This is a genomic window from Tissierella pigra, from assembly GCF_018917845.1.
Classification (GTDB): Bacteria; Bacillota; Clostridia; order Tissierellales; family Tissierellaceae; genus Tissierella; species Tissierella pigra.
In genome coordinates this window covers 1,937,164-1,957,223 of record NZ_JAHLPJ010000001.1, presented here as the reverse complement: position 1 = coordinate 1,957,223, position 20,060 = coordinate 1,937,164, and the positions used below count along the sequence as shown (strand labels likewise).

Here is a 20,060-nt window from a genome sequence, read left to right as displayed (position 1 = left end):
AGTGTCTTTAAAATTAATTATAATTAAGCTAATAATATGATATAATATATTGTATTTTGTCAATAATAGTATATACATTGTTCGGAGGTAGTTTATGTATATAAAAGGAATTATAAAAAAAGATAAGAAAACGAAAAATCTAGTAAATAGATTAGAAAGTAAAGACATTGCAGTTATATCTCATAAAGATTTAGACGAAATAGCCGCTTTATCTTTAGTAGATAAGAAAGTTTCCTGTATAATTAATACAGAGAAAACCATAAGTGGAAAATATCCAAATAGGGGACCAGCAATTTTAATGGAAAAAGAAATACCAATATTTGAAGTTGAAAATGAATATATATTTGAAAAAGTTAAAGAAGGAGATTTTATTGAAATCATTGATGAATCCATAATTTTTATGGGAAAAGAAATAGGAAAGTGCACATATATTAGTCCTAGTATGATTGAAGAATTAACAAAATTAGGTTATGATAATATAGAAAGAGAATTAGATGCTTTTATTGAAAATACATTAGAATATGCAAAAAAGGAGAAAAGCTTAGTTACTGGTAATATTAAAATCCCTGAAGTTAATACTGATATAAATGAAAGACATGCATTAGTTGTAGTAAGAGGCAAGGATTATAAGGTAGATCTAATTACGATAAAATCTTATATAGAGGATGTAAAACCAGTTTTAATTGGTGTAGATGGTGGAGGAGATGCTTTACTTGAATTTGGATTTACTCCAGACATTATAATTGGTGATATGGATAGTGTATCAGATAAAGCCTTATTGATGGCCAAAGATGTGGTAGTACATGCCTATGCCAATGGAAAGGCTCCAGGTTTAGATAGAGTAAGGTCCATAGGCATAGAACCTAAAATCTTTACATTACCAGGAACCAGTGAGGATATAGCTTTGCTTTTAGCATATGAAAAAGGTGCTGATTTAATTGTAGCAGTAGGAACTCATACAAATATGATTGATTTTTTAGAAAAAGGAAGAAAAGGTATGTCTAGTACGTTTTTAGTAAGGCTTAAAGTTGGTGGAAAGTTGGTAGACGCCAGAGGTGTAAATAAACTTTATACTTCTACATTTAAACCTAAGTATCTATGGTTCATTGTAGTGGCAGCTCTCATTCCTATATCTATCTTAATTCTTATAAATCCTATTACTAGAAGCTTTTTAACATTACTGAAAATTAAACTAAGACTATTTTTAGGTCACTAAGGAGGTAAGATATGTTACCTAGTATGCGATTTTATATAATCTCTATTGTTTCTATTTTTATAGCACTGGGTATAGGAATATTTATTGGATTTACCATTGATACTCAAGATTTTATAACTGAGCAAAAGGATATAATAGGAGAAATAGTAGAATCACAATTTGAAACTTTAATTACAGAAAACAAAGAACTTAAATTAAATGAAGAACAATTAGAATTAGAAATTGGATATAAAGATGAATATATTGATTCTAGTTATGGATATTTAATAAAAGATAAATTAAAAGGATTAAATATAGGAATCATAGGAACCAATGAAGATTACGTTACGTCTGGAATAGGTCGGGATTTGGAATTAGCAGGTGCTAAAGTAATAAATGTTACTACATTAAATAATATTATGACCAATAAAGAGGATTTAAATGATTTATATAAGAGTTTAGAACTAAATATATCTAAGAATCCAGTTGAATCTACAGCAACTATAATAGCAGAATCCATAATAACAGGAAAAACAAATCATATATTTGATGACTTGGAGAGATGGGGGTTCATAGAAACTATTGGTAATTATGAAGAAAGTGTAGATTATATTATTATATGTGGAGGAAGTTTAATTGAATCCCCTAAGAGGATAAATCAGCTAGACAGATATATTGTTGAAACAGCTAAAAAATACAATATACCAATATTAGGTGTAGAAAAATCTAATGTTAATTATTCCTATATGCCTGGATACAAAGACTTGGGAATTTCTACAGTAGATAATGTAGATATGACCATAGGCAAAGTAGCAATGATATTTGCCATAGATGGAATGGGTGGACATTATGGAATTAAAAACATTTCAGAAAGTATAATTCCTCATTTTCGTGATGCAGTTGAAGAATGAATAGGAGAGATAATATGGAGGAAAAAGGTAGACTCGTATGTGTAGTTCCTGTTTATAATGAGTCAGATTTAATTGTAAATACAATAGAAAGCTTAAAGAAAATAGACTTAATTGATGAAATTATTGTGGTAAATGATGGTTCACAAGACAATACATTAGAAGTAATCAATTCTCTTGATGTATCTGTAATTAACTTAGAAAAAAATTGTGGCAAAGGCTATGCAATGAGAAAAGCAATAGAGACTTTAAAATATGATTATATTGCATTTATTGATGGAGATTTAGGGGAATCTAGTATTCAAACAGAAAAATTAATTTTACCCGTAATAAATGGGGAGGCGGATGTATCTATAGCTAAATTTTCAGATAGAAGTACAATGACTAATACTAAAGGTGGATTTGGTATAGTAAAGAGATTTGCAAAAAGTGGAATTTATTTTTTTACTAAAAAAGAAATAGATACATCTTTATCTGGACAAAGAGTATATAAAAAGCAAGTTATAGAGAAAATGAACTATATACCAGATAGATATGGTATAGAAGTGGCAATGACTATTCAAGCTATAAATAACGGTTTTTCAATAATGGAAGTACCAGTAACTATGAATCATAGGTATAGTCAAAGAAATTTACAGGGCTTTATTCATAGGGGAAAACAATTTATGGATATATTAAAGACATTTATAGTAATGTATTTTAGAGGGTGATAATATGATGATAATTAGTTTTGCTATATCTATTATTTTATCTTGTATTGGACTGCCAATGATTAAGGATTTGCTATTGAATGCAAATGTGGTTTGTGAAAACTATGAATCAAAAACTATACCAATATCCATGGGTCTTTTATTTATATTTGTTCAAGTAGCCACATTGGGAACTATGGAAATATTATTTGATTTTAATAGTAATTTTAATTTAGTGTATCTTTTAGGAATAAGCTTTATTGGATTAATAGGACTATTAGATGATTTAATAGGAGAAAAAAAAATAAAGGGATTAAAAGGACATATAAAATCTTTTTTTAAAGGAGTTCTTACAACAGGGGCAATTAAAGCTTTTTTAGGATTTTTTATTGCCTTGGTAGTCAGTTCTTCTATTTCTCATACATTAGTTGACTTTATTATTAATTCATTATTAATTGGTTTATTTACTAATTTTATTAATTTATTTGATTTACGTCCTGGCAGGGCAACTAAGGTTTTTTTAATTATTTCCATATTATTATTTTTAACTAGCTTTAAAAATGAGAATACATATATTTTATTTTCATTTTGGGGCATACTTATACCTTATATAGGATTAGATTTAAAAGCTAAAGCAATGATGGGCGATGTAGGTTCTAATGCTTTAGGATTTACATTAGGTATATATACTGCATCATATTTCAATACTATGACTAGAGGAATAATTTTATTGATACTGATTATTTTTCATATTATGGCTGAAAAGGTATCTTTCTCTAAAGTTATTGACAGCAATAGATTTCTGAAGTTTTTAGACAATATAGGAAGGTAGTGAAATAGTTTGATTAATTATAGAAGTGGAATTGTAAAATCCATAATTAATGATGAAAAAGATATAACCATAGTTAATGTTAATGTTGAGGGTAAAGTATGTAAAGCTGTAAATTACAAGGATTTTACAGGTGAAGTTAATGTAGAAGATGAAGTTGTATTAAATACTACAGCAGTCGATCTATGTCTAGGTACAGGGGGGTGCCACTTTATTATATATAATCATAGAAATAAAGTAATGGAATCTAAAGGGCCAGGACATATAATGAAATTAAGATATACTCCTTATCAAATGAGTTGTTTAGTAACAGAGGAGGAAGATAGTCCCTATCATAATATATTTAATGACTTTAAATCGTTAGATAATCATGTATTTGTTGTATCCACTCTACATAGCATGGTTGCACCTATTGCTGCTATGATTAAATATATAAATAAAGATTTGAATATTAACTACATTATGACAGATGGTGGAGCATTACCAATAGCATTTAGCAACACTATCCGTGATTTAAAGCATAAGGAAATACTGAATAAGACAATAACTGTAGGACACGCATTTGGTGGAGATTTAGAGACTATAAATATATATACAGGTTTAATAGCTGCTAAGGAAATACTAAAAGGAGATATAACAATAATATCTATGGGTCCTGGAATTGTAGGAAGTGGTACGAAATATGGATTTACAGGTATGGAGCAAGGTTATATAGTTGATGCTATAAATAATCTAGGAGGATTAGCGGTTGCTGTACCTAGAATAAGCTTTAAAGATTTAAGAGAAAGACATAAAGGTATTAGTCATCATACTATTACAGTTTTGTCTCAGATTACTAATACTAGAGCAAATATAGTTTTACCTTATTTAGAAAAAGAAAAAGAAGATTATATTATAAATCAAATAAGCAAAGCAAAAATTCAGGAAAAACATAATATCATATTCCAAAATGGGGAAAAGATTCAGAAAGCAATGGATAAGTTTAATTTAAAAACAAGTTCTATGGGAAGAACAATAGAAGATGATAAAGATTATTTTATTAGTTTAGGTTCTGTAGGACAATATGTAACAAGTCTATTTTAATAGAGGAGGATATTTATGATATTTGAAGAAAAAACTATGAAATCAGACAAATTATATGAGGGGAAAATACTTAATTTAAGAGTAGATACCGTAGAAATACCAGATAAAAAATATTCTAAAAGAGAGATTATTGAGCATCCAGGGGGAGTAGCAATAGTAACTTTAACTGATGATAACTCTATTATTCTTGTAAAACAATATAGAAAAGCAGTTGAGAAATTCTTGCTTGAAATTCCTGCTGGTAAATTAGAAGTAAATGAAGAACCAAGGGAAACAGCCGTAAGAGAACTAAAAGAAGAAACAGGATTAGAGGCTCAAAAAATAGAATATATAACAGAATTCTATACATCTCCTGGGTTTTGTAATGAAAAAATATATTTATTTTTAGCTACAGATTTAATGGAAGGAGAACCTAATCCAGATACTGGTGAATTTATTGAAATTGTAAAGTATAGTATGGATGAAGTTGTTAAGATGGTTGATAGAGGTGAAATAATAGATAGTAAAACCATAATAGGTATTAACTTTGCAAAAAAATATTTAGACAAAAAACAATAAGTGATATTATTCTCCCTTTTAGCATAATAATGTATAAGGCTTGTATACAAAGGGGGAAAATAAATTGTTATCTGTAAGAATTAGAAATTTAAGCAAAAGACATTTTCAATCTAATTTTAGTGTATATTTTATTTTAACTATTTGTTTTATATTAGGTATAATTGCTGGGGCATTTTTAATTAACAGACTGAATTATGAAGAAAGTTTAAAGTTTGCTAACTATTTTAGCTGGATTTTTGAGTATATACAAGTAGGAAACTCTAAATCAATAAATATATTTAAATCATCTTTATTCTCCAATACAAAGATGATATTAATCATTTGGTTTTCAAGTCTAATTAGCATAGGAGTATTAATTATACCATTAATTGTTTCTTTAAAAGGTATAACCATAGGAGTGACAGTTGGTTTTCTAGTTAAAAAATTTGGAATGAAAGGTTTTATATTTGCATCATCAGGTCTTTTGCCTCATTATTTAATAATTATACCTGGATTTTTGGCAATAGGTGCATTAGGAATAACTCATTCACTCTATAGTACAAAAAATAAAAAAGGTAAAGTCAATAATAATATGATAGACTATTCAATTTTAATTTTATTGTTTTTTATAATTATTATATTGGGAGTTTTAATAGAAGGATTCTTTACTCCTTATTTATTGAATTTAATTCAATTTAAATTATAGCTTTTAAAATCACTACAAAGGAGAAGTAAAATGTCAGACAGGATTATGATAGATTATTTAGATTATATAAAAGAAGAAAAGAAATTGAGAAAAAATACATTAGAAGCATATAGCAGAGATATTTTACAATTCAGGGAGTATCTATTAGAACATGAAATCAAAGGATATGAAGATACAAACAAAACCATTATTATTACATATCTAATGAGTTTACAGAAAGAAGGTAAAGCTACATCTACAATATCCAGAAGTTTAGCTTCCATTAGATGTTTCTTTCAATTTTTATTAAATAATAATATAGTCAAAGAGGATCCAACATTAAATTTAAAATCACCAAAGACAGAAAAAAAAATACCTTCTATTTTAACTATTGATGAAGTCAATCTTTTATTATCTCAGCCTAAGTCAAAGAATTTTAAAGAAACTAGGGACAAGGCAATGCTTGAATTGTTATATGCTACTGGTCTTAGGGTTTCAGAGATAATTTCAATTAATATTAATGATATAGATTTAGAGTTAGGACTACTTGCTGTAAAAGAAAATGATGATAATCATAGAGTAATACCTATTGGTACTTTGGCATTGGAGGCATTAAATAGCTACATTTCCATATATAGACCTAAAGATAAAAGTGATGAAGAACCACTTTTTATAAATTATAGCGGTAATAGATTGAGTAGACAAGGATTTTGGAAAATAATAAAACAATATACTAAAAAAGCTAATATAGATAAGATCATAACTCCTCATACCTTGAGACATTCCTTTGCAGTACATTTAATAGAGAACGGCGCAGATATTAAGACGGTTCAGGAAATTTTAGGACACTCTGATATATCTACAACACATATATATTCATTTGCATCTAATGATGAAGAGTTAAGAGAAGTATATAAAAAATCACATCCAAGAGCATAGGAGGAAAAGAAATGGAATACATAAATAAAATAAAAGAGGCAGTTACGTTTATAGCATCAAAAACTACAGATTTACCTAAAGTTGGATTAGTGTTAGGCTCAGGACTAGGAAGTCTGGCAGATAAAATCGAAAATCCTACTATAATTAAATATACAGATATACCTAATTTTCCTAAGTCAACTGTAGAAGGCCATGCTGGACAGTTAGTAATAGGAAAACTATCAGGTAAAGTAGTTGTTGCCATGCAGGGTAGGTTTCACTATTATGAAGGATATCCACTAAAAGATGTTACTTTTCCCATTAGAGTAATGACTAGCTTAGGTGTAGAAAGTCTTATAGTAACTAATGCAGCAGGTGGTGTAAATACAGAGTTTACTCCAGGAGACTTGATGATAATTACAGACCATATTAATTTTACAGGACAAAATCCATTAATCGGTGAAAATTTAAATGATTTAGGTCCTAGATTTGTTGATATGTCGAAACCATATAATAGAGAATATATTAAAATGACTAAAGAAATAGGAGAAAAACTAGGATTAAACTTAAAGGAAGGGGTTTATATGTGGTTTACAGGGCCTACATATGAAACACCGGCAGAAGTAAAACTGGCTAGAATTGTAGGTGCTGATGCAGTTGGTATGTCCACTGTTCCAGAAGTAATAATTGCTAATCACGAGAATATTAAAGTTTTAGGAATATCCTGTATAACTAATATGGCATCTGGAATATTAGACCAGCCCCTTAATCATGAAGAAGTAGTAGAGACTTCCAATAAAGTAAAGAACAATTTTGAAAGACTATTAATAGAAATAATTAATAATATATAATAGGAGTTGAGCTTATGAGAATCTATGATATTATTAAGAAAAAAAGAGATGGTTACTCTTTAAGTACTGAAGAAATTAATTATTTTGTTGAAAATTATACAAATGGAAATATTCCAGATTATCAGGCGTCAGCTTTATTAATGGCTATTTATTTTAACAAAATGGATAAAAGAGAAACTTTAGATTTAACAAAGGCTATGATTAATTCAGGAGACACATTTGATTTATCTAATATAAATGGTATAAAGGTAGATAAGCATTCTACTGGAGGAGTAGGAGATAGTGTAACATTGATATTAGGGCCTATGATTGCAGCCTGTGGTGTTCCCTTTGTAAAAATGTCTGGTAGAGGATTGGGGCATACTGGTGGTACTTTAGATAAATTAGAGTCTATTAAGAATTTTAAAGTTGAATTAAGTAATGATGAATTTGTGAGAAACACCAATGATATTAATATTTCTATTTGTAGCCAGACGGGAAATATTACTCCAGCAGATAAAAAATTATATGCTTTAAGAGATGTTACGGCTACAGTTGAAAATCTGTCTTTAATAGCTGGAAGTATTATGAGTAAAAAACTTGCTATAGAGTCAGATGCCATAATCTTAGATGTAAAAGTTGGTTCTGGAGCATTTATGAAAAATATAGATGATGCTATTTCTCTAGCAAATGAAATGGTTGATATTGGGAATTCTTATGGTAGAAAGACCATAGCCATAGTTACAAATATGGATGAGCCTTTAGGTAAAGCCATAGGAAATGCTTTGGAAGTAAAAGAGGCAATAGAAACTTTACAGGGTAATGGACCAAATGATTTGTACGAGCTTTGCTTAAAATTAGGTTCTAAACTCCTGCTTCTTGCTAAAAAAGTGGACAAAGAAGAAGATGGAAGAAATATGTTAATAAATGTTATAAAATCAGGTAAAGCCTATGAGAAATTAATAGAGCTAGTACAACATCAAGGAGGGGACATTTCCTATGTGAAAGATACTGATTTGCTTCCAAAGGCTAAGTATATAGTCGAAGTTAAATCGAAGGTGGAAGGATATGTTAAATCTATTGATGCAGAAGAAATTGGCAAAGCTGCCTTATATTTAGGAGCAGGAAGGGAAACCATAGAATCTAAACTGGATTTAGCTGTAGGTATTGTTTTAAATAAAAAGGTAGATGATAAGGTAGAGTTAGGTGAAGTCTTAGCTTATATTCATTTAAATAATATGGAGAAAGCCGAAGAAGTAGAGAGGAGGCTACATGAAATATATTTGATTGGTGATAAAAATAATGCTAAAAAACAATTAATTTATAAAGAAATAGAATAGATTATTTCCAATTAATGTAAAGAACTTAGACATTGCATAAGTAAAGATTTTGTGGTTAATATAAAAGCAAACATATGAAATGGAGGTAATAGCTTGAAAAAGAAACTTATATCCGCCATATTATTGCTTTTAATTTTAATCACTTCTATTCCATCAGAAATATATGCAGTAGAGGATTTAAAGATTAATGCTAAATCAGCAGTACTTATGGACATTAATACTGGTGCTGTTCTTTATAAATTAAATGAAGATGAAAAATTGGCTCCAGCTAGTATAACTAAAATAATGACTATGGTACTGGGTATGGAAGCTTTAAGCAAAGGTAAAATTACTCTGGACGATAAAGTAATGGTAAGTGAGTATGCAGCAGGAATGGGTGGTTCTCAAGTATTTCTAGAAGCAGGAGAAACTCAAACTGTGGAAAATTTATTTAAGGCTATTGTAATAAGGTCTGCAAATGATGCTTCAGTAGCTTTAGCTGAACATATATCGGGTTCAGAAGATATATTTGTAAAGATGATGAACCAAAAAGCTAATGAATTAGGTATGCGAAATACTCAATTTTATAATTGTAGTGGATTACCTCATAATGAGCATCATACTTCTGCATATGATGTAGCTTTAATGTCTAAGGAATTGTTAAAGTACGAAAAAGTTCACGAATGGTTGACTATTTATATGGAAGATTTAACTGTAGGAAAAAATAAAAACAGTATACAGACCATGGTAAATACCAATAGATTAATTAAAGAATACGATGGAACTACTGGTGTAAAAACTGGTTCTACAAATGAAGCAGGTTTCTGTGTATCTGGATCTGCAAAGAAAGGTAATTTAGAATTAGTAGCAGTAGTTATGGGAGCTACTGATTCAAAGACTAGATTTAATGAAGCTAAAAGAATGTTAGATTATGGATTTGCAAACTATGATTCTGCTGAGATTGGTAAGAAGGGAGATATTTTGGCCACAATACCTGTAGAAAAAGGTAAGTTACAAGAAGTGGATATAATGCTTTCCAAAGATTCTTATGTACTATTACCAAAAGGTAAGAAAGGTAATATTGAAAAGGAGACTGTCTTACCAGATATACTACATGCACCTATATTAGCAGGGGATGAAATAGGAGAATTAATAATCAAAATAGATGGAAAAGAAATGGATAGGATAAAATTAGTTTCTAAATCTGATGTAGAAAAGGCAAATTTAGTTAATATTTTAAATAAATTTATAAATAATTATTTAAAGGGAAGATAATTATTTGATATAAAGATTTTTTATACAACCTCGACTTTATTGAGTCGAGGTTGTATAATGTTATAATATAGATTAATAGAAAGAAAGGTGTTAATAATGGATATGATTTATAATTTACCAGGTCTTTTTACTGCTATTATATTCCATGAACTAGCTCATGGATTGATGGCTTATAAATTAGGGGATTCTACAGCAAAGGATGCAGGGAGATTAACCTTAAATCCTTTAAAACATCTTGATTTAACAGGATTCATTTTTCTACTTTTATTTAGATTTGGATGGGCCAAGCCTGTTCCTATAAATTCTTTTAATTTTAAGAATAGAAAACTAGGTACTATAATGGTTTCTTTAGCGGGTCCTATATCTAATTTTATAATAGCTTTTATTGTTGGATTTATTTTATCTTTAGATTTGATTACCAATGCCATAGTATTTGAAATATTATTTATAACTCTATGGTATAATATTATGCTAGGTGTGTTTAATTTACTTCCTTTTCCACCTTTAGACGGCTCAAAGATAGTTGCATCTTTACTTCCTAAAAAATTAGAATATTATTTCTATAAATATGAGAGATATTTCTATTTAATTCTTATTATTTTAATAGCTACTAATACTGTAGATAAGTTAATGAGACCTATTATAGATGCAGTATTAAATTTATTAATCTTTATAGTAGGATGGTAAAGTAGATGGATTACAAAATAGTAATAGATGCTTTTGAAGGTCCTATGGATTTATTAATTCATCTTATTGATAAGGCGGAAATAGATATATACGATATACCTATTAGTCTCATAGCAGAACAATTTGTAGAATATATTCGTCAAATGGAAGAATTGAATTTAGAAGTAACAGGCGAATTTTTAGTAATGGCAGCTACGCTTTTAGAAATAAAATCTAAATTATTACTTCCAAACAAAACTACTTCGGAAGATATGCAGTTAGAACTTGAAGAAGTAGATCCTAGGGTAGAGTTAGTCAGAAAGCTAGTAGAATATAAAAAATATAAAAATGCAGCAAATGAATTAAAAACTTTAGAAAATATATATTCTAAAGTTTATTATAAGCCAAAAGAAGATTTAATAGAGTTGGAAAGTGAAGACTTTCAACTGGAAGGTTTAAATATAGAAGTATTACTAAAATCCATAAATAATATTATTAAGAAAAGAAATAAGACTACATTAAGTCTAGACATTGGAGAGATTCAAAGGGAAGAATATACATTAGAAGAGTGTATGGAAAGTATAAAAAGTAATATAGTAGTAGGAGGAGTATTAAAATTTAGTTCTTTAATTGATGAAGATAGTACTAAAAATCAAATAATAACTTATTTTTTATCTGTACTTGAATTAATTAGACTTAAGTATATAAATGTATTTCAAGAGGAGGATTTTTCTGACTTAGTCATTAGTAGAAGAATAGAAAAGGAGTAATATGTATGGATTCTAAAGAGCTTAAATCAATTATTGAGGCATTATTATTTACTTGGGGTGATCCTCTGGAGATTAAAGACATAGCTTCAATTTTAGAATTAGATAAAGAAGAAGTGGGTACTATTATGAGTGAAATGATAGATGAATTCGATTATAATATGAGAGGGTTGAAAATAATAAAAGTAAATGATTCCTATCAGTTGGGAACAAGACCTGAACATTTTTCATGGATAAAAAAATTATCTAGTCCTAAGGTAGTAAAAAATTTATCTAACGCTGCCTTAGAAACATTATCTATTATAGCTTATAGACAGCCCATTATTAAATCCGATATAGAAGCCATAAGAGGTGTAAGATGTGATAAGGCAATAGAAACATTGACGGACAGGGAATTAATAGAAGAAATTGGAAGACTTGAACGAGTAGGACGTCCAATATTATATGGAACTACAGATGTTTTTTTAAGAACTTTTGGATTGGAAGGTTTGGAAAACTTACCACCATTAAATGAACTTATTGATGATTTTGATAGTAGAGAAGGTGAAAAATAATACTAAAACTTAGTATTATTTTTCTTTTTTGGGAAATATTACATAGTGACCTTAAAAGGATGTGATTAAATGCTATATGTTATATTTTTATTGTTTTTATTTGTAATTTTATTTATTATGCCATTAAAAGTTAATATATACTATGAGTTTACTGATGAATCAAAATATAAAATAATTATTACATATTTATTCGGACTTATAAAAAAAGAAATTGATTCAACTAAAAAGGAGGAAACTAAATATAAAAATAGAAAAATCAAATTTAAAATAAATCCTAAAGATTATATATATTATATGATTCATAGTGGTAATGTAAAAAAAATACATTTTAAGATGAATATTGGATTTAAAGATCCCAGTTTACTAGGTATGTCTATTGGAATTATTTGGGCGATAGTCAATGGATGTTTTGCTTATATCTTCAGAAATAAAAATATAGATAAAATTAAAGAAAAAAGTATACAGGTAAATCCTATTTTTGATGCAGATGTATTTGAAATATTTTTTTTATGTATAATTAATGTAAAATTGGTTTATATTATTATTGCATACATTAGAATTTTAAAAGAAAGAAAAGAAGGTGGAGATAGTGTTGCCAGAACATCCAATAGAAGGCTTAATGAAAACTACAATGAATAATCTAAAAGAAATGGTAGATGTAAATACTATAGTAGGTGAAGCAGTCCATGCAGCAGATGGGTCTGTAATAATACCTGTATCTAAAATTTCCTTTGGATTCGCATCGGGTGGTAGTGAGTTTAATAGAGGAAAAAATAATGGACAGGAAGAAAAACTGCCCTTTGGTGGTGGAAGTGGAGCAGGAGTTGCAGTATCCCCTGTAGGATTTATTGTAGTTGGCAATGAACAAATAAAGTTATTGACAGTAGATGAAGGTAGTAGCGCTTTAACAAATCTATTTGGATTTGTTGAAAAAATGACTGATAACTTACAGAAATCATTTACTAGTAAAAATGATACTATGAATACAGAGGGAACTGCCAATACTACTGAAATGAAGTAAAGGTTTATAAATAATTTTCCATAGGAGCAGGATGAATATCTTGCTTCTTTTAAATTATTTATATTTAAGGAGGGTATTATATGAAGAAAAGAATATATCTTATTATAATTGTAATGATTATTTTAAGCTGGAATATAGCCTATGGTGAGGACCTAAATTTAAGTGGAGAATCATATATTTTAATAGATGCTGAAACAGGAAGAGTTTTATATGAAAGAAATGCACATAAAAAGATGCCCATGGCAAGTACTACAAAGATAATGACTGCTTTAGTTGCCTTAGAAAATGGAAAGCTAGACGATAAAATAGCAGCTAAAGGCGAATGTATTGGAGTAGAAGGATCCAGTATATATTTAAGAGAAGGGGAAGTTCTTTCATTAAAAGACATGCTTTATGGTCTAATGTTAAGATCAGGCAATGATTCATCTGTGGCAATTGCTAATTATATTGGAGGTTCTTTAGAAGGATTTGTATCTTTAATGAATAAAAAAGCACAATCCATAGGAGCAGTAAATACTAATTTTGCTAACCCACATGGTTTACATGATGATTCACATTATTCCACAGCATATGATTTGGCATTAATAACAAAAGAAGCATTTTCTTATGAAGAATTTGGTAATATAGTAAAGTCTAAATCCTATACTGCAGATAGGGAGGAGAACAATTATTTTTACAATAAGAATAAAACTCTTTGGGAATATAATGGGGGGGATGGAGTAAAAACTGGATATACCATGAGATCAGGTAGGTGTTTAGTTTCATCTGCCACGAGAAATGGTATGCATCTTATAGCTGTATCTCTAAATGCAAGTAATTGGTTTAATGATAATTATAAACTATTAGATTATGGATTCAATAATTATAACAGACAATTTGTATATGATAGCAATCAATTCATTAAAAAAATTTATGTTTTAAATGGAAATAAGGAATATCTCAACTTAGTAACTGAAAACAGTTTGTTTTATCCTTTTAAAGAGGGAGAAAGAGAAAATATAAAACTTAGTATTGACGTACCTGATACTATAGAAGCACCTATAGAAAAGGGAGATAAAATAGGTTATATTTATACTTATCTTGATGGGAAATTAATACACGAAGGTAGTTTAATAGCAAAATCCACTATAAAAAGAATCAATAAATTTGAAAGTATAATTAATAAGTTTAAATTCAAATAAATATTTGATTTTACTTTTTAATGGAAAAAAGGTAATATAGTAGTACAAGATGGTGAGAGGGGTATTGAAATGAGACTGCAGAAATATATTGCATTATGTGGAATAAGCTCAAGAAGAAAAGCAGAACAATTAATAATAGAAGGTAAGGTAATGGTAAATAATAAAATAATTACAGAATTAGGAACTACAATAGATCCTAGTAAAGACGTAGTTAAGGTAAACGATAAAAAAATAAAGGAAGAAAAAAATAAAGTTTATATTATGTTAAATAAACCCATAGGATTTGTAACTACTTTAAAAGATGAAAAGGACAGAAAAATAGTTACAGATTTAATAGATGGAGTTAAGGAGAGAATCTATCCAGTAGGAAGATTAGATGCTGATACTACTGGATTACTATTATTGACAAATGATGGAGATATGGCATATAAACTTACTCATCCAAGTAATGAAATAATGAAAAAATATATAGCAATAGTAGAAGGAGTTCCTAACAAAATGGAACTAGAAAAATTTAGACGTGGATTAATAATAGATGGAAAAAAAACATCTAAAGCATATATTAAAATAGCCAAAAGATATGAGACTGAATCTATTCTTGAGATTGTAATCCATGAAGGTAGAAATAGGCAAGTAAAAAAAATGTGTGAAGCAATAAATCACCCTGTTAAAAAACTTAAAAGAGTTTCCATAGGGGAAATTGAACTAGGTGGTTTAGATATTGGAAATTGGAGATATTTAAATGATGAGGAAGTTAAATATTTAAGAGGAATATAGTAGTGGAGGAAATATGTTATCATTAAGAAAATGTTTAGAAGAGGAAAAACATAAAATACAAGAAATTCTAACTAAGGAAAATATCACAGACTTATGTTTAAAAGATATTGTATATGTAGGGCTAGAGAATGAAGAATTATTTGGAGTAATAAAGGCAGAAAAAGAAGAGAATAAATGGATATTAAAATATTTAGTAATTATTGATGATAAAAGGGGACAAAACTTAGGGGATGCACTTCTGAGATCAATACTTAATTATCTTTACAGCCAAGGAGTTCATAGGATTTATTTCAAATCTAAGGAAACCTATTTTCTTAAAAAAGGTTTTTCTGTAAATAATAATGATGAATTGGAGTTAAATATACCTGATTTCTTCAGTAAAGGATGTAATAGTTGCGGAGGATGTAATGAAGTACAATGAAATAGTAAATACTTTAAAAATAGCTAAAGATATAATTTTAAATTGCGTAAAAGATGGACAAGTTGTAGTAGACTGCACTGTAGGCAATGGAAATGACACTATATTATTAGCAAAATTAGTAGGAAAAACTGGAATAGTATATGGTTTTGATATTCAAAAAACAGCTTTAGAAATAACAAAAGAAAATTTAGCTTGTGAAAACATAGACAATGATGTAAGATTAATACATGACGGTCATGAAAATATTGATTTATATATTAAAGAAAAAGTTGATTTTATTATTTATAATTTAGGGTATCTACCAAAGGGTAATAAAAGTATAAAGACTAATAAGGATACTACTCTTAAATCTTTGCAAAAAGCAATAAATATACTAAATGATAGTGGTATAATATTGATTACTTGTTATGTTGGGCATGAAGGTGGTTTAGAGGAAAAAGAAGAAGTAGAAGAATTTTTAAAAACTTTAAACCAGAAACAATTCAATGTAATAAAATATGATTTTATTAATCAAATAAATCATCCGCCTATTTTATATGGCGTAGAGAAATCCAAAACTAGGAGGGAGTAAAATGGCAGGTGTAAAAATTACAGATACAATTTTAAGAGATGCTCATCAGTCTTTAATAGCAACAAGAATGAGACTGGAGGATATGCTTCCTATAGCAGAAAAACTTGATAATGTTGGGTTTTATGCACTTGAAGTATGGGGAGGAGCTACTTTTGATTCCTGTTTAAGATTTTTAAATGAAGACCCTTGGGAAAGATTAAGGGCTTTAAGAAAGGCTTTTAAAAATACTAAGCTTCAAATGCTGTTAAGGGGACAAAATCTTTTAGGCTACAGACATTATCCTGATGATGTTGTAGAGGAATTTGTTAAAAAATCTATAGAAAATGGTATAGATATTATTAGAGTTTTTGACGCGTTAAATGATTTGAGAAATATAAAGACGTCTATAGAAGCTACAAAAAAATATGGCGGACATGCACAGGCTGCTATTTCATATACTACTAGTCCTATACACAATATCGAATATTATGTAGAATTAGCTAAAGATATGGAAAAAATGGGTGTTGATTCAATATGTATTAAAGATATGTCAGGTATTTTACTGCCATATGTAGCTGAAAATTTAGTTAGAGAAATGAAAAAGAGTGTTAAAGTTCCTATAGAAATTCACTCACATTTTACTAGTGGATTAGCAAATCAAACATATATGAAGGCTATAGAGGCAGGAGCAGATATAATAGACACAGCAATATCTCCACTTGGAAACGGAACTTCTCAACCAGCTACTGAGCCAATGATTGCATCTTTAGAAGGTTCACCATATTATCCAAAGGATATTAATATGGAGTTATTACTAGAGGTTTCAGAATACTTTAAAAAACTTAGAGATAGATATTTAGAGGAAGGTCTCCTTAATACTAAGGTATTAAACGTAGATGTAAATACATTAATATATCAAGTACCAGGTGGAATGCTTTCAAATTTAGTATCTCAATTAAAAACTCAAGGAAAAGAAGATAAATTTGATGAAGTATTACAAGAGGTACCTAGAGTAAGAGAAGATTTTGGTTATCCTCCTTTAGTAACTCCAATGAGTCAAATGGTAGGAACTCAAGCAGTATTTAATGTTATACTTGGAGAAAGATATAAAATGGTTCCAACAGAAGCTAAAAACTATGTAAAAGGTTTATATGGAAAATCTACTCTACCTATTTCTGAAGAAATTAGAAAGAAAATCATAGGAGATGAGGAAGTATTTACAGGGAGGCCTGCCGATTTAATGGAACCGCAATTAAATCAATTTAAAGATGAAATAAAACAATATATTGAACAAGATGAAGATATATTAACTTATGCCTTATTCCCACAGATTGCTATAGAATTTTTTAAGCAAAGACAGGCAGAAAAGTATAAAATAGAAAATGATTTATTAAATGAAGAGTATAAAACTCATCCAATATAAAAAATAAAAAGTAAGCTTATTCATAGGATACTTCCAAAGTAGATAGTTTAATTAATTTTTAATAGATTATCTACTTGGAGGTATTTTTTGATGAAGAAAATTAATAATTCTTTAGAAATATTTTTTATTATAGATTGTTATAAATATTATCAATATGAAGTGAAACTTGCAAAAAAATATTAATTGTTATAAAAATGAAATAAATCTTGCAATGAATATTTTATTTTGATATTATTATATTAACAAATAATGTATAAGGGGGAAATAGAATTGCCAACCAAAACTGATAAGACTCTCACAGTAGACAAAAAATGGTGTAAGGGTTGTGGAATATGTGTTGCATTTTGTCCGAAAAATGTACTCGAGATAAAAGATGGCAAGGTTAATATTAAAGATTTAGAAGCATGTATACAATGTGGACAGTGTGAACTTAGATGTCCTGATTTTGCTATTTATTTGGGAGGTAAGTAATATGGCTGATAAAATAATCAAATTAATGCAGGGAAATGAGGCTTGTGTAGAAGGTGCTATAGCTGCTGGTATGAGATTTTATGCAGGATACCCTATTACCCCCTCTACTGAAATTGCAGAACTATCTGCAGAAAAACTACCGCAAGTAGGTGGTAGATTTATTCAAATGGAAGATGAGATAGCTGGAATTTCTGCTACTATAGGTGCTGCAATCGCTGGAGAAAAAGCTATGACGGCCACTAGTGGTCCAGGATTTTCTTTAAAGCAAGAAGGCTTAGGATATGCAGTTATAACTGAAACTCCTTGTGTAATAGTTAACGTACAAAGAGGAGGACCAAGTACAGGTCTACCTACTGCGCCAGCTCAAGGCGAGATTATGCAAGCAAGATGGGGAACACATGGAGATCATTCCATTATTGTCTTATATCCTTGGTCAGTTAAAGAAATATATAATACTACTATTAGAGCTTTTAATTTAGCAGAAAAGTATAGAACTCCAGTTATTCTCTTAATGGATGAAGTAATTGCTCATATGAGAGAGAAAATTGAACTATCTAATGATAATAAAGTAGAAATTTATAATAGAAAAAAACCAACTTGTTCACCAGAAAACTATAAGCCTTATGAAGTTAAAGAAGGTGATTTAGTTCCAGAAATGGCTGGATTTGGTGAAGGATATAGATTCCATGTAACGGGGTTAGTACATAGTGAATCAGGATTCCCATCTGGAAATGAAAAAGTGGCAGAAACATTAATTAATAGATTAATAGATAAAATAGAAGATAACAAAGATGATATAGTTGAAGTAAATGAATATCTTACTGATGATGCAGATATTGCCATAGTAGCTTTTGGTGCTACATCACGTTCCGCTAAGTCAGCTGTAGATACTTTGAGAGAATCTGGTATAAAAGCAGGACTATTTAGACCTATAACTATTTGGCCTCTTGCCGAAAAAGAATTACTTGAATTAGCAAAGAAAGTAAAACGTATAGTAGTTGTAGAGATGAATATGGGACAATATTTCTTAGAAGTTGATAGAATAGCTGGTAAGTTTACTAAAGTAGAGAAATACGGACGTCTAAATGGAGAACTAATAACTCCAGAAGAGATTATTTCTTTTGTTAAGGAGGGTTAATATGCCTAGTCAACTAGTTAATGAATATTTTAGAACGGAAAATTTACCACATATATGGTGTCCAGGCTGTGGTAATGGTATAGTTACAAGAGCGATAGTTAAGGCAATTGATAATTTAGGATTAGATAAAGATAATGTATGTGTAGTATCTGGAATAGGATGTTCTTCTAGAGCATCAGGATATTTGGATTTTAATACTATACATACCACTCATGGTAGAGCTCTTGCTTTTGCTACTGGAATTAAACTTGCAAAGCCAGAACTAACAGTAATAGTTATAACAGGAGACGGAGATTGCTCTGCCATAGGCGGAAATCATTTAATTCATGCTGCTAGAAGAAATATAGATATAACAACTGTTGTATTCAACAATAATACTTATGGAATGACAGGAGGGCAATATTCTCCTACGACTCCTACTGGAGATAAAGGAACTACTGCGCCTTATGGAAATATTGATATGAATTTTGACCTATGTGAACTTGCTAAAGCAGCAGGTGCTACTTATGTAAGCAGAGGTACTATATTTACTGCAAATATGTTAATCAAACAAGTAGAAGAGGGAATAAAAAATAAAGGATTTTCTTTTGTAGAAGCAATTACAATTTGCCCTACTTATTATGGTAGAAAAAATAAAAAAGGCGAAGCTGTGGATATGATGACTTATTTAAAGGAAAATGCTATAAATATTGCCGCATATGATAAATTAACTGAAGAACAGAGATTAGGCAAATTTGTTGTTGGAGAATTATATAAAAATAATAGGGCGGAATACACAGAAGAATATCAAAAAATAATTGAATCTTTTCAAAAGGAGCGATAA

Annotated in this window: 24 protein-coding genes; all 24 read left to right on the top strand. The window is 29.1% G+C overall.

Going from position 1 to position 20,060, the window contains the following annotated elements; translation table 11 throughout:
• Positions 1-94 precede the first annotated feature (94 nt).
• Positions 95-1,216 (top strand): putative cytokinetic ring protein SteA, encoded by a 1,122-nt coding sequence (gene steA / locus KQI41_RS09560; RefSeq protein ID WP_154437956.1) that lies wholly within the window; start codon positions 95-97, stop codon positions 1,214-1,216.
• 11 nt (positions 1,217-1,227) lie between these two features.
• The gene (locus KQI41_RS09555; protein WP_216585191.1) at positions 1,228-2,106 is read left to right on the top strand and encodes a copper transporter; all 879 of its coding nucleotides are present in this window, start codon (positions 1,228-1,230) and stop codon (positions 2,104-2,106) included.
• 14 nt (positions 2,107-2,120) lie between these two features.
• A complete protein-coding gene (locus KQI41_RS09550) occupies positions 2,121-2,813 on the top strand; it encodes a glycosyltransferase family 2 protein (protein ID WP_216585190.1) in 693 nt (230 codons plus the stop codon).
• 4 nt (positions 2,814-2,817) lie between these two features.
• Positions 2,818-3,624, top strand: coding sequence for an MraY family glycosyltransferase (locus KQI41_RS09545; RefSeq protein ID WP_154437961.1), 807 nt, complete (start codon positions 2,818-2,820; stop codon positions 3,622-3,624).
• 9 nt (positions 3,625-3,633) lie between these two features.
• Entirely contained in the window at positions 3,634-4,704 is a 1,071-nt protein-coding gene (locus KQI41_RS09540; protein WP_216585189.1) for a DUF3866 family protein, read from the top strand.
• Positions 4,705-4,719: 15 nt separating this feature from the next.
• The gene (locus KQI41_RS09535) at positions 4,720-5,262 is read left to right on the top strand and encodes an NUDIX hydrolase (protein WP_154437965.1); all 543 of its coding nucleotides are present in this window, start codon (positions 4,720-4,722) and stop codon (positions 5,260-5,262) included.
• Between the two features lie 64 nt (positions 5,263-5,326).
• On the top strand, positions 5,327-5,947 hold the full coding sequence (gene spoIIM / locus KQI41_RS09530; protein WP_216585188.1) for a stage II sporulation protein M: 621 nt from the start codon (positions 5,327-5,329) through the stop codon (positions 5,945-5,947).
• 30 nt (positions 5,948-5,977) lie between these two features.
• Positions 5,978-6,865 carry a site-specific tyrosine recombinase XerD gene (gene xerD, locus KQI41_RS09525; protein WP_154437969.1) on the top strand — a complete coding sequence of 296 codons (888 nt, stop codon included), beginning with the start codon at positions 5,978-5,980 and terminating at the stop codon, positions 6,863-6,865.
• An 11-nt stretch (positions 6,866-6,876) separates the two neighbouring features.
• Positions 6,877-7,695, top strand: coding sequence for a purine-nucleoside phosphorylase (locus tag KQI41_RS09520; protein WP_154437971.1), 819 nt, complete (start codon positions 6,877-6,879; stop codon positions 7,693-7,695).
• Positions 7,696-7,709: 14 nt separating this feature from the next.
• Positions 7,710-9,014 (top strand): pyrimidine-nucleoside phosphorylase, encoded by a 1,305-nt coding sequence (locus KQI41_RS09515; RefSeq protein ID WP_154437973.1) that lies wholly within the window; start codon positions 7,710-7,712, stop codon positions 9,012-9,014.
• A gap of 93 nt (positions 9,015-9,107) precedes the next feature.
• Positions 9,108-10,268 (top strand): D-alanyl-D-alanine carboxypeptidase family protein, encoded by a 1,161-nt coding sequence (locus KQI41_RS09510; RefSeq protein WP_216585187.1) that lies wholly within the window; start codon positions 9,108-9,110, stop codon positions 10,266-10,268.
• Positions 10,269-10,364: 96 nt separating this feature from the next.
• Positions 10,365-10,955 (top strand): site-2 protease family protein, encoded by a 591-nt coding sequence (locus KQI41_RS09505; RefSeq protein WP_216585186.1) that lies wholly within the window; start codon positions 10,365-10,367, stop codon positions 10,953-10,955.
• A 5-nt stretch (positions 10,956-10,960) separates the two neighbouring features.
• Positions 10,961-11,704 carry a segregation and condensation protein A gene (locus KQI41_RS09500; RefSeq protein ID WP_154437978.1) on the top strand — a complete coding sequence of 248 codons (744 nt, stop codon included), beginning with the start codon at positions 10,961-10,963 and terminating at the stop codon, positions 11,702-11,704.
• Positions 11,705-11,709: 5 nt separating this feature from the next.
• Positions 11,710-12,255, top strand: coding sequence for an SMC-Scp complex subunit ScpB (gene scpB / locus KQI41_RS09495; protein WP_216585185.1), 546 nt, complete (start codon positions 11,710-11,712; stop codon positions 12,253-12,255).
• A gap of 69 nt (positions 12,256-12,324) precedes the next feature.
• Entirely contained in the window at positions 12,325-12,894 is a 570-nt protein-coding gene (locus KQI41_RS09490) for a DUF2953 domain-containing protein (RefSeq protein ID WP_216585184.1), read from the top strand.
• Positions 12,848-13,276, top strand: coding sequence for a GerW family sporulation protein (gene ytfJ / locus KQI41_RS09485; protein WP_216585183.1), 429 nt, complete (start codon positions 12,848-12,850; stop codon positions 13,274-13,276). Before KQI41_RS09490 ends, ytfJ begins: the two co-directional genes overlap by 47 nt.
• Positions 13,277-13,356: 80 nt before the next feature.
• Positions 13,357-14,457, top strand: a complete 1,101-nt coding sequence (locus KQI41_RS09480) for a D-alanyl-D-alanine carboxypeptidase family protein (RefSeq protein WP_216585182.1) — start codon at positions 13,357-13,359, stop codon at positions 14,455-14,457.
• 69 nt (positions 14,458-14,526) lie between these two features.
• Positions 14,527-15,234 carry a pseudouridine synthase gene (locus KQI41_RS09475; RefSeq protein ID WP_216585181.1) on the top strand — a complete coding sequence of 236 codons (708 nt, stop codon included), beginning with the start codon at positions 14,527-14,529 and terminating at the stop codon, positions 15,232-15,234.
• A 13-nt stretch (positions 15,235-15,247) separates the two neighbouring features.
• Positions 15,248-15,655, top strand: a complete 408-nt coding sequence (locus KQI41_RS09470; protein ID WP_216585180.1) for a GNAT family N-acetyltransferase — start codon at positions 15,248-15,250, stop codon at positions 15,653-15,655.
• Complete coding sequence (gene mnmM, locus KQI41_RS09465) at positions 15,642-16,226, top strand: tRNA 5-(aminomethyl)-2-thiouridylate-methyltransferase MnmM (RefSeq protein WP_216585179.1); 585 nt, start codon at positions 15,642-15,644, stop codon at positions 16,224-16,226. The genes KQI41_RS09470 and mnmM overlap by 14 nt, the downstream gene beginning before the upstream one ends.
• Position 16,227: 1 nt before the next feature.
• Positions 16,228-17,628: an oxaloacetate decarboxylase subunit alpha gene (locus KQI41_RS09460; protein WP_216585178.1), complete on the top strand. Its 1,401-nt coding sequence runs from the start codon at positions 16,228-16,230 to the stop codon at positions 17,626-17,628.
• A 270-nt stretch (positions 17,629-17,898) separates the two neighbouring features.
• On the top strand, positions 17,899-18,099 hold the full coding sequence (locus KQI41_RS09455) for a 4Fe-4S binding protein (RefSeq protein ID WP_244971099.1): 201 nt from the start codon (positions 17,899-17,901) through the stop codon (positions 18,097-18,099).
• A 1-nt stretch (position 18,100) separates the two neighbouring features.
• Positions 18,101-19,237: a 2-oxoacid:acceptor oxidoreductase subunit alpha gene (locus KQI41_RS09450; protein WP_154437998.1), complete on the top strand. Its 1,137-nt coding sequence runs from the start codon at positions 18,101-18,103 to the stop codon at positions 19,235-19,237.
• Position 19,238: 1 nt separating this feature from the next.
• Positions 19,239-20,060 carry a 2-oxoacid:ferredoxin oxidoreductase subunit beta gene (locus KQI41_RS09445; protein WP_154438000.1) on the top strand — a complete coding sequence of 274 codons (822 nt, stop codon included), beginning with the start codon at positions 19,239-19,241 and terminating at the stop codon, positions 20,058-20,060.

What these genes read in the sequence shown, in the direction of transcription:
- steA (WP_154437956.1), top strand. Translation starts at nt 95, where the DNA reads ATGTATATAAAAGGAATTATAAAAAAAGATAAGAAAACGAAAAATCTA.
- KQI41_RS09555 (WP_216585191.1), top strand. Translation starts at nt 1,228, where the DNA reads ATGTTACCTAGTATGCGATTTTATATAATCTCTATTGTTTCTATTTTT.
- KQI41_RS09550 (WP_216585190.1), top strand. Translation starts at nt 2,121, where the DNA reads ATGGAGGAAAAAGGTAGACTCGTATGTGTAGTTCCTGTTTATAATGAG.
- KQI41_RS09545 (WP_154437961.1), top strand. Translation starts at nt 2,818, where the DNA reads ATGATGATAATTAGTTTTGCTATATCTATTATTTTATCTTGTATTGGA.
- KQI41_RS09535 (WP_154437965.1), top strand. Translation starts at nt 4,720, where the DNA reads ATGATATTTGAAGAAAAAACTATGAAATCAGACAAATTATATGAGGGG.
- xerD (WP_154437969.1), top strand. Translation starts at nt 5,978, where the DNA reads ATGTCAGACAGGATTATGATAGATTATTTAGATTATATAAAAGAAGAA.
- KQI41_RS09520 (WP_154437971.1), top strand. Translation starts at nt 6,877, where the DNA reads ATGGAATACATAAATAAAATAAAAGAGGCAGTTACGTTTATAGCATCA.
- KQI41_RS09515 (WP_154437973.1), top strand. Translation starts at nt 7,710, where the DNA reads ATGAGAATCTATGATATTATTAAGAAAAAAAGAGATGGTTACTCTTTA.
- KQI41_RS09505 (WP_216585186.1), top strand. Translation starts at nt 10,365, where the DNA reads ATGGATATGATTTATAATTTACCAGGTCTTTTTACTGCTATTATATTC.
- KQI41_RS09500 (WP_154437978.1), top strand. Translation starts at nt 10,961, where the DNA reads ATGGATTACAAAATAGTAATAGATGCTTTTGAAGGTCCTATGGATTTA.
- scpB (WP_216585185.1), top strand. Translation starts at nt 11,710, where the DNA reads ATGGATTCTAAAGAGCTTAAATCAATTATTGAGGCATTATTATTTACT.
- KQI41_RS09490 (WP_216585184.1), top strand. Translation starts at nt 12,325, where the DNA reads ATGCTATATGTTATATTTTTATTGTTTTTATTTGTAATTTTATTTATT.
- KQI41_RS09480 (WP_216585182.1), top strand. Translation starts at nt 13,357, where the DNA reads ATGAAGAAAAGAATATATCTTATTATAATTGTAATGATTATTTTAAGC.
- KQI41_RS09475 (WP_216585181.1), top strand. Translation starts at nt 14,527, where the DNA reads ATGAGACTGCAGAAATATATTGCATTATGTGGAATAAGCTCAAGAAGA.
- KQI41_RS09470 (WP_216585180.1), top strand. Translation starts at nt 15,248, where the DNA reads ATGTTATCATTAAGAAAATGTTTAGAAGAGGAAAAACATAAAATACAA.
- mnmM (WP_216585179.1), top strand. Translation starts at nt 15,642, where the DNA reads ATGAAGTACAATGAAATAGTAAATACTTTAAAAATAGCTAAAGATATA.
- KQI41_RS09460 (WP_216585178.1), top strand. Translation starts at nt 16,228, where the DNA reads ATGGCAGGTGTAAAAATTACAGATACAATTTTAAGAGATGCTCATCAG.
- KQI41_RS09450 (WP_154437998.1), top strand. Translation starts at nt 18,101, where the DNA reads ATGGCTGATAAAATAATCAAATTAATGCAGGGAAATGAGGCTTGTGTA.
- KQI41_RS09445 (WP_154438000.1), top strand. Translation starts at nt 19,239, where the DNA reads ATGCCTAGTCAACTAGTTAATGAATATTTTAGAACGGAAAATTTACCA.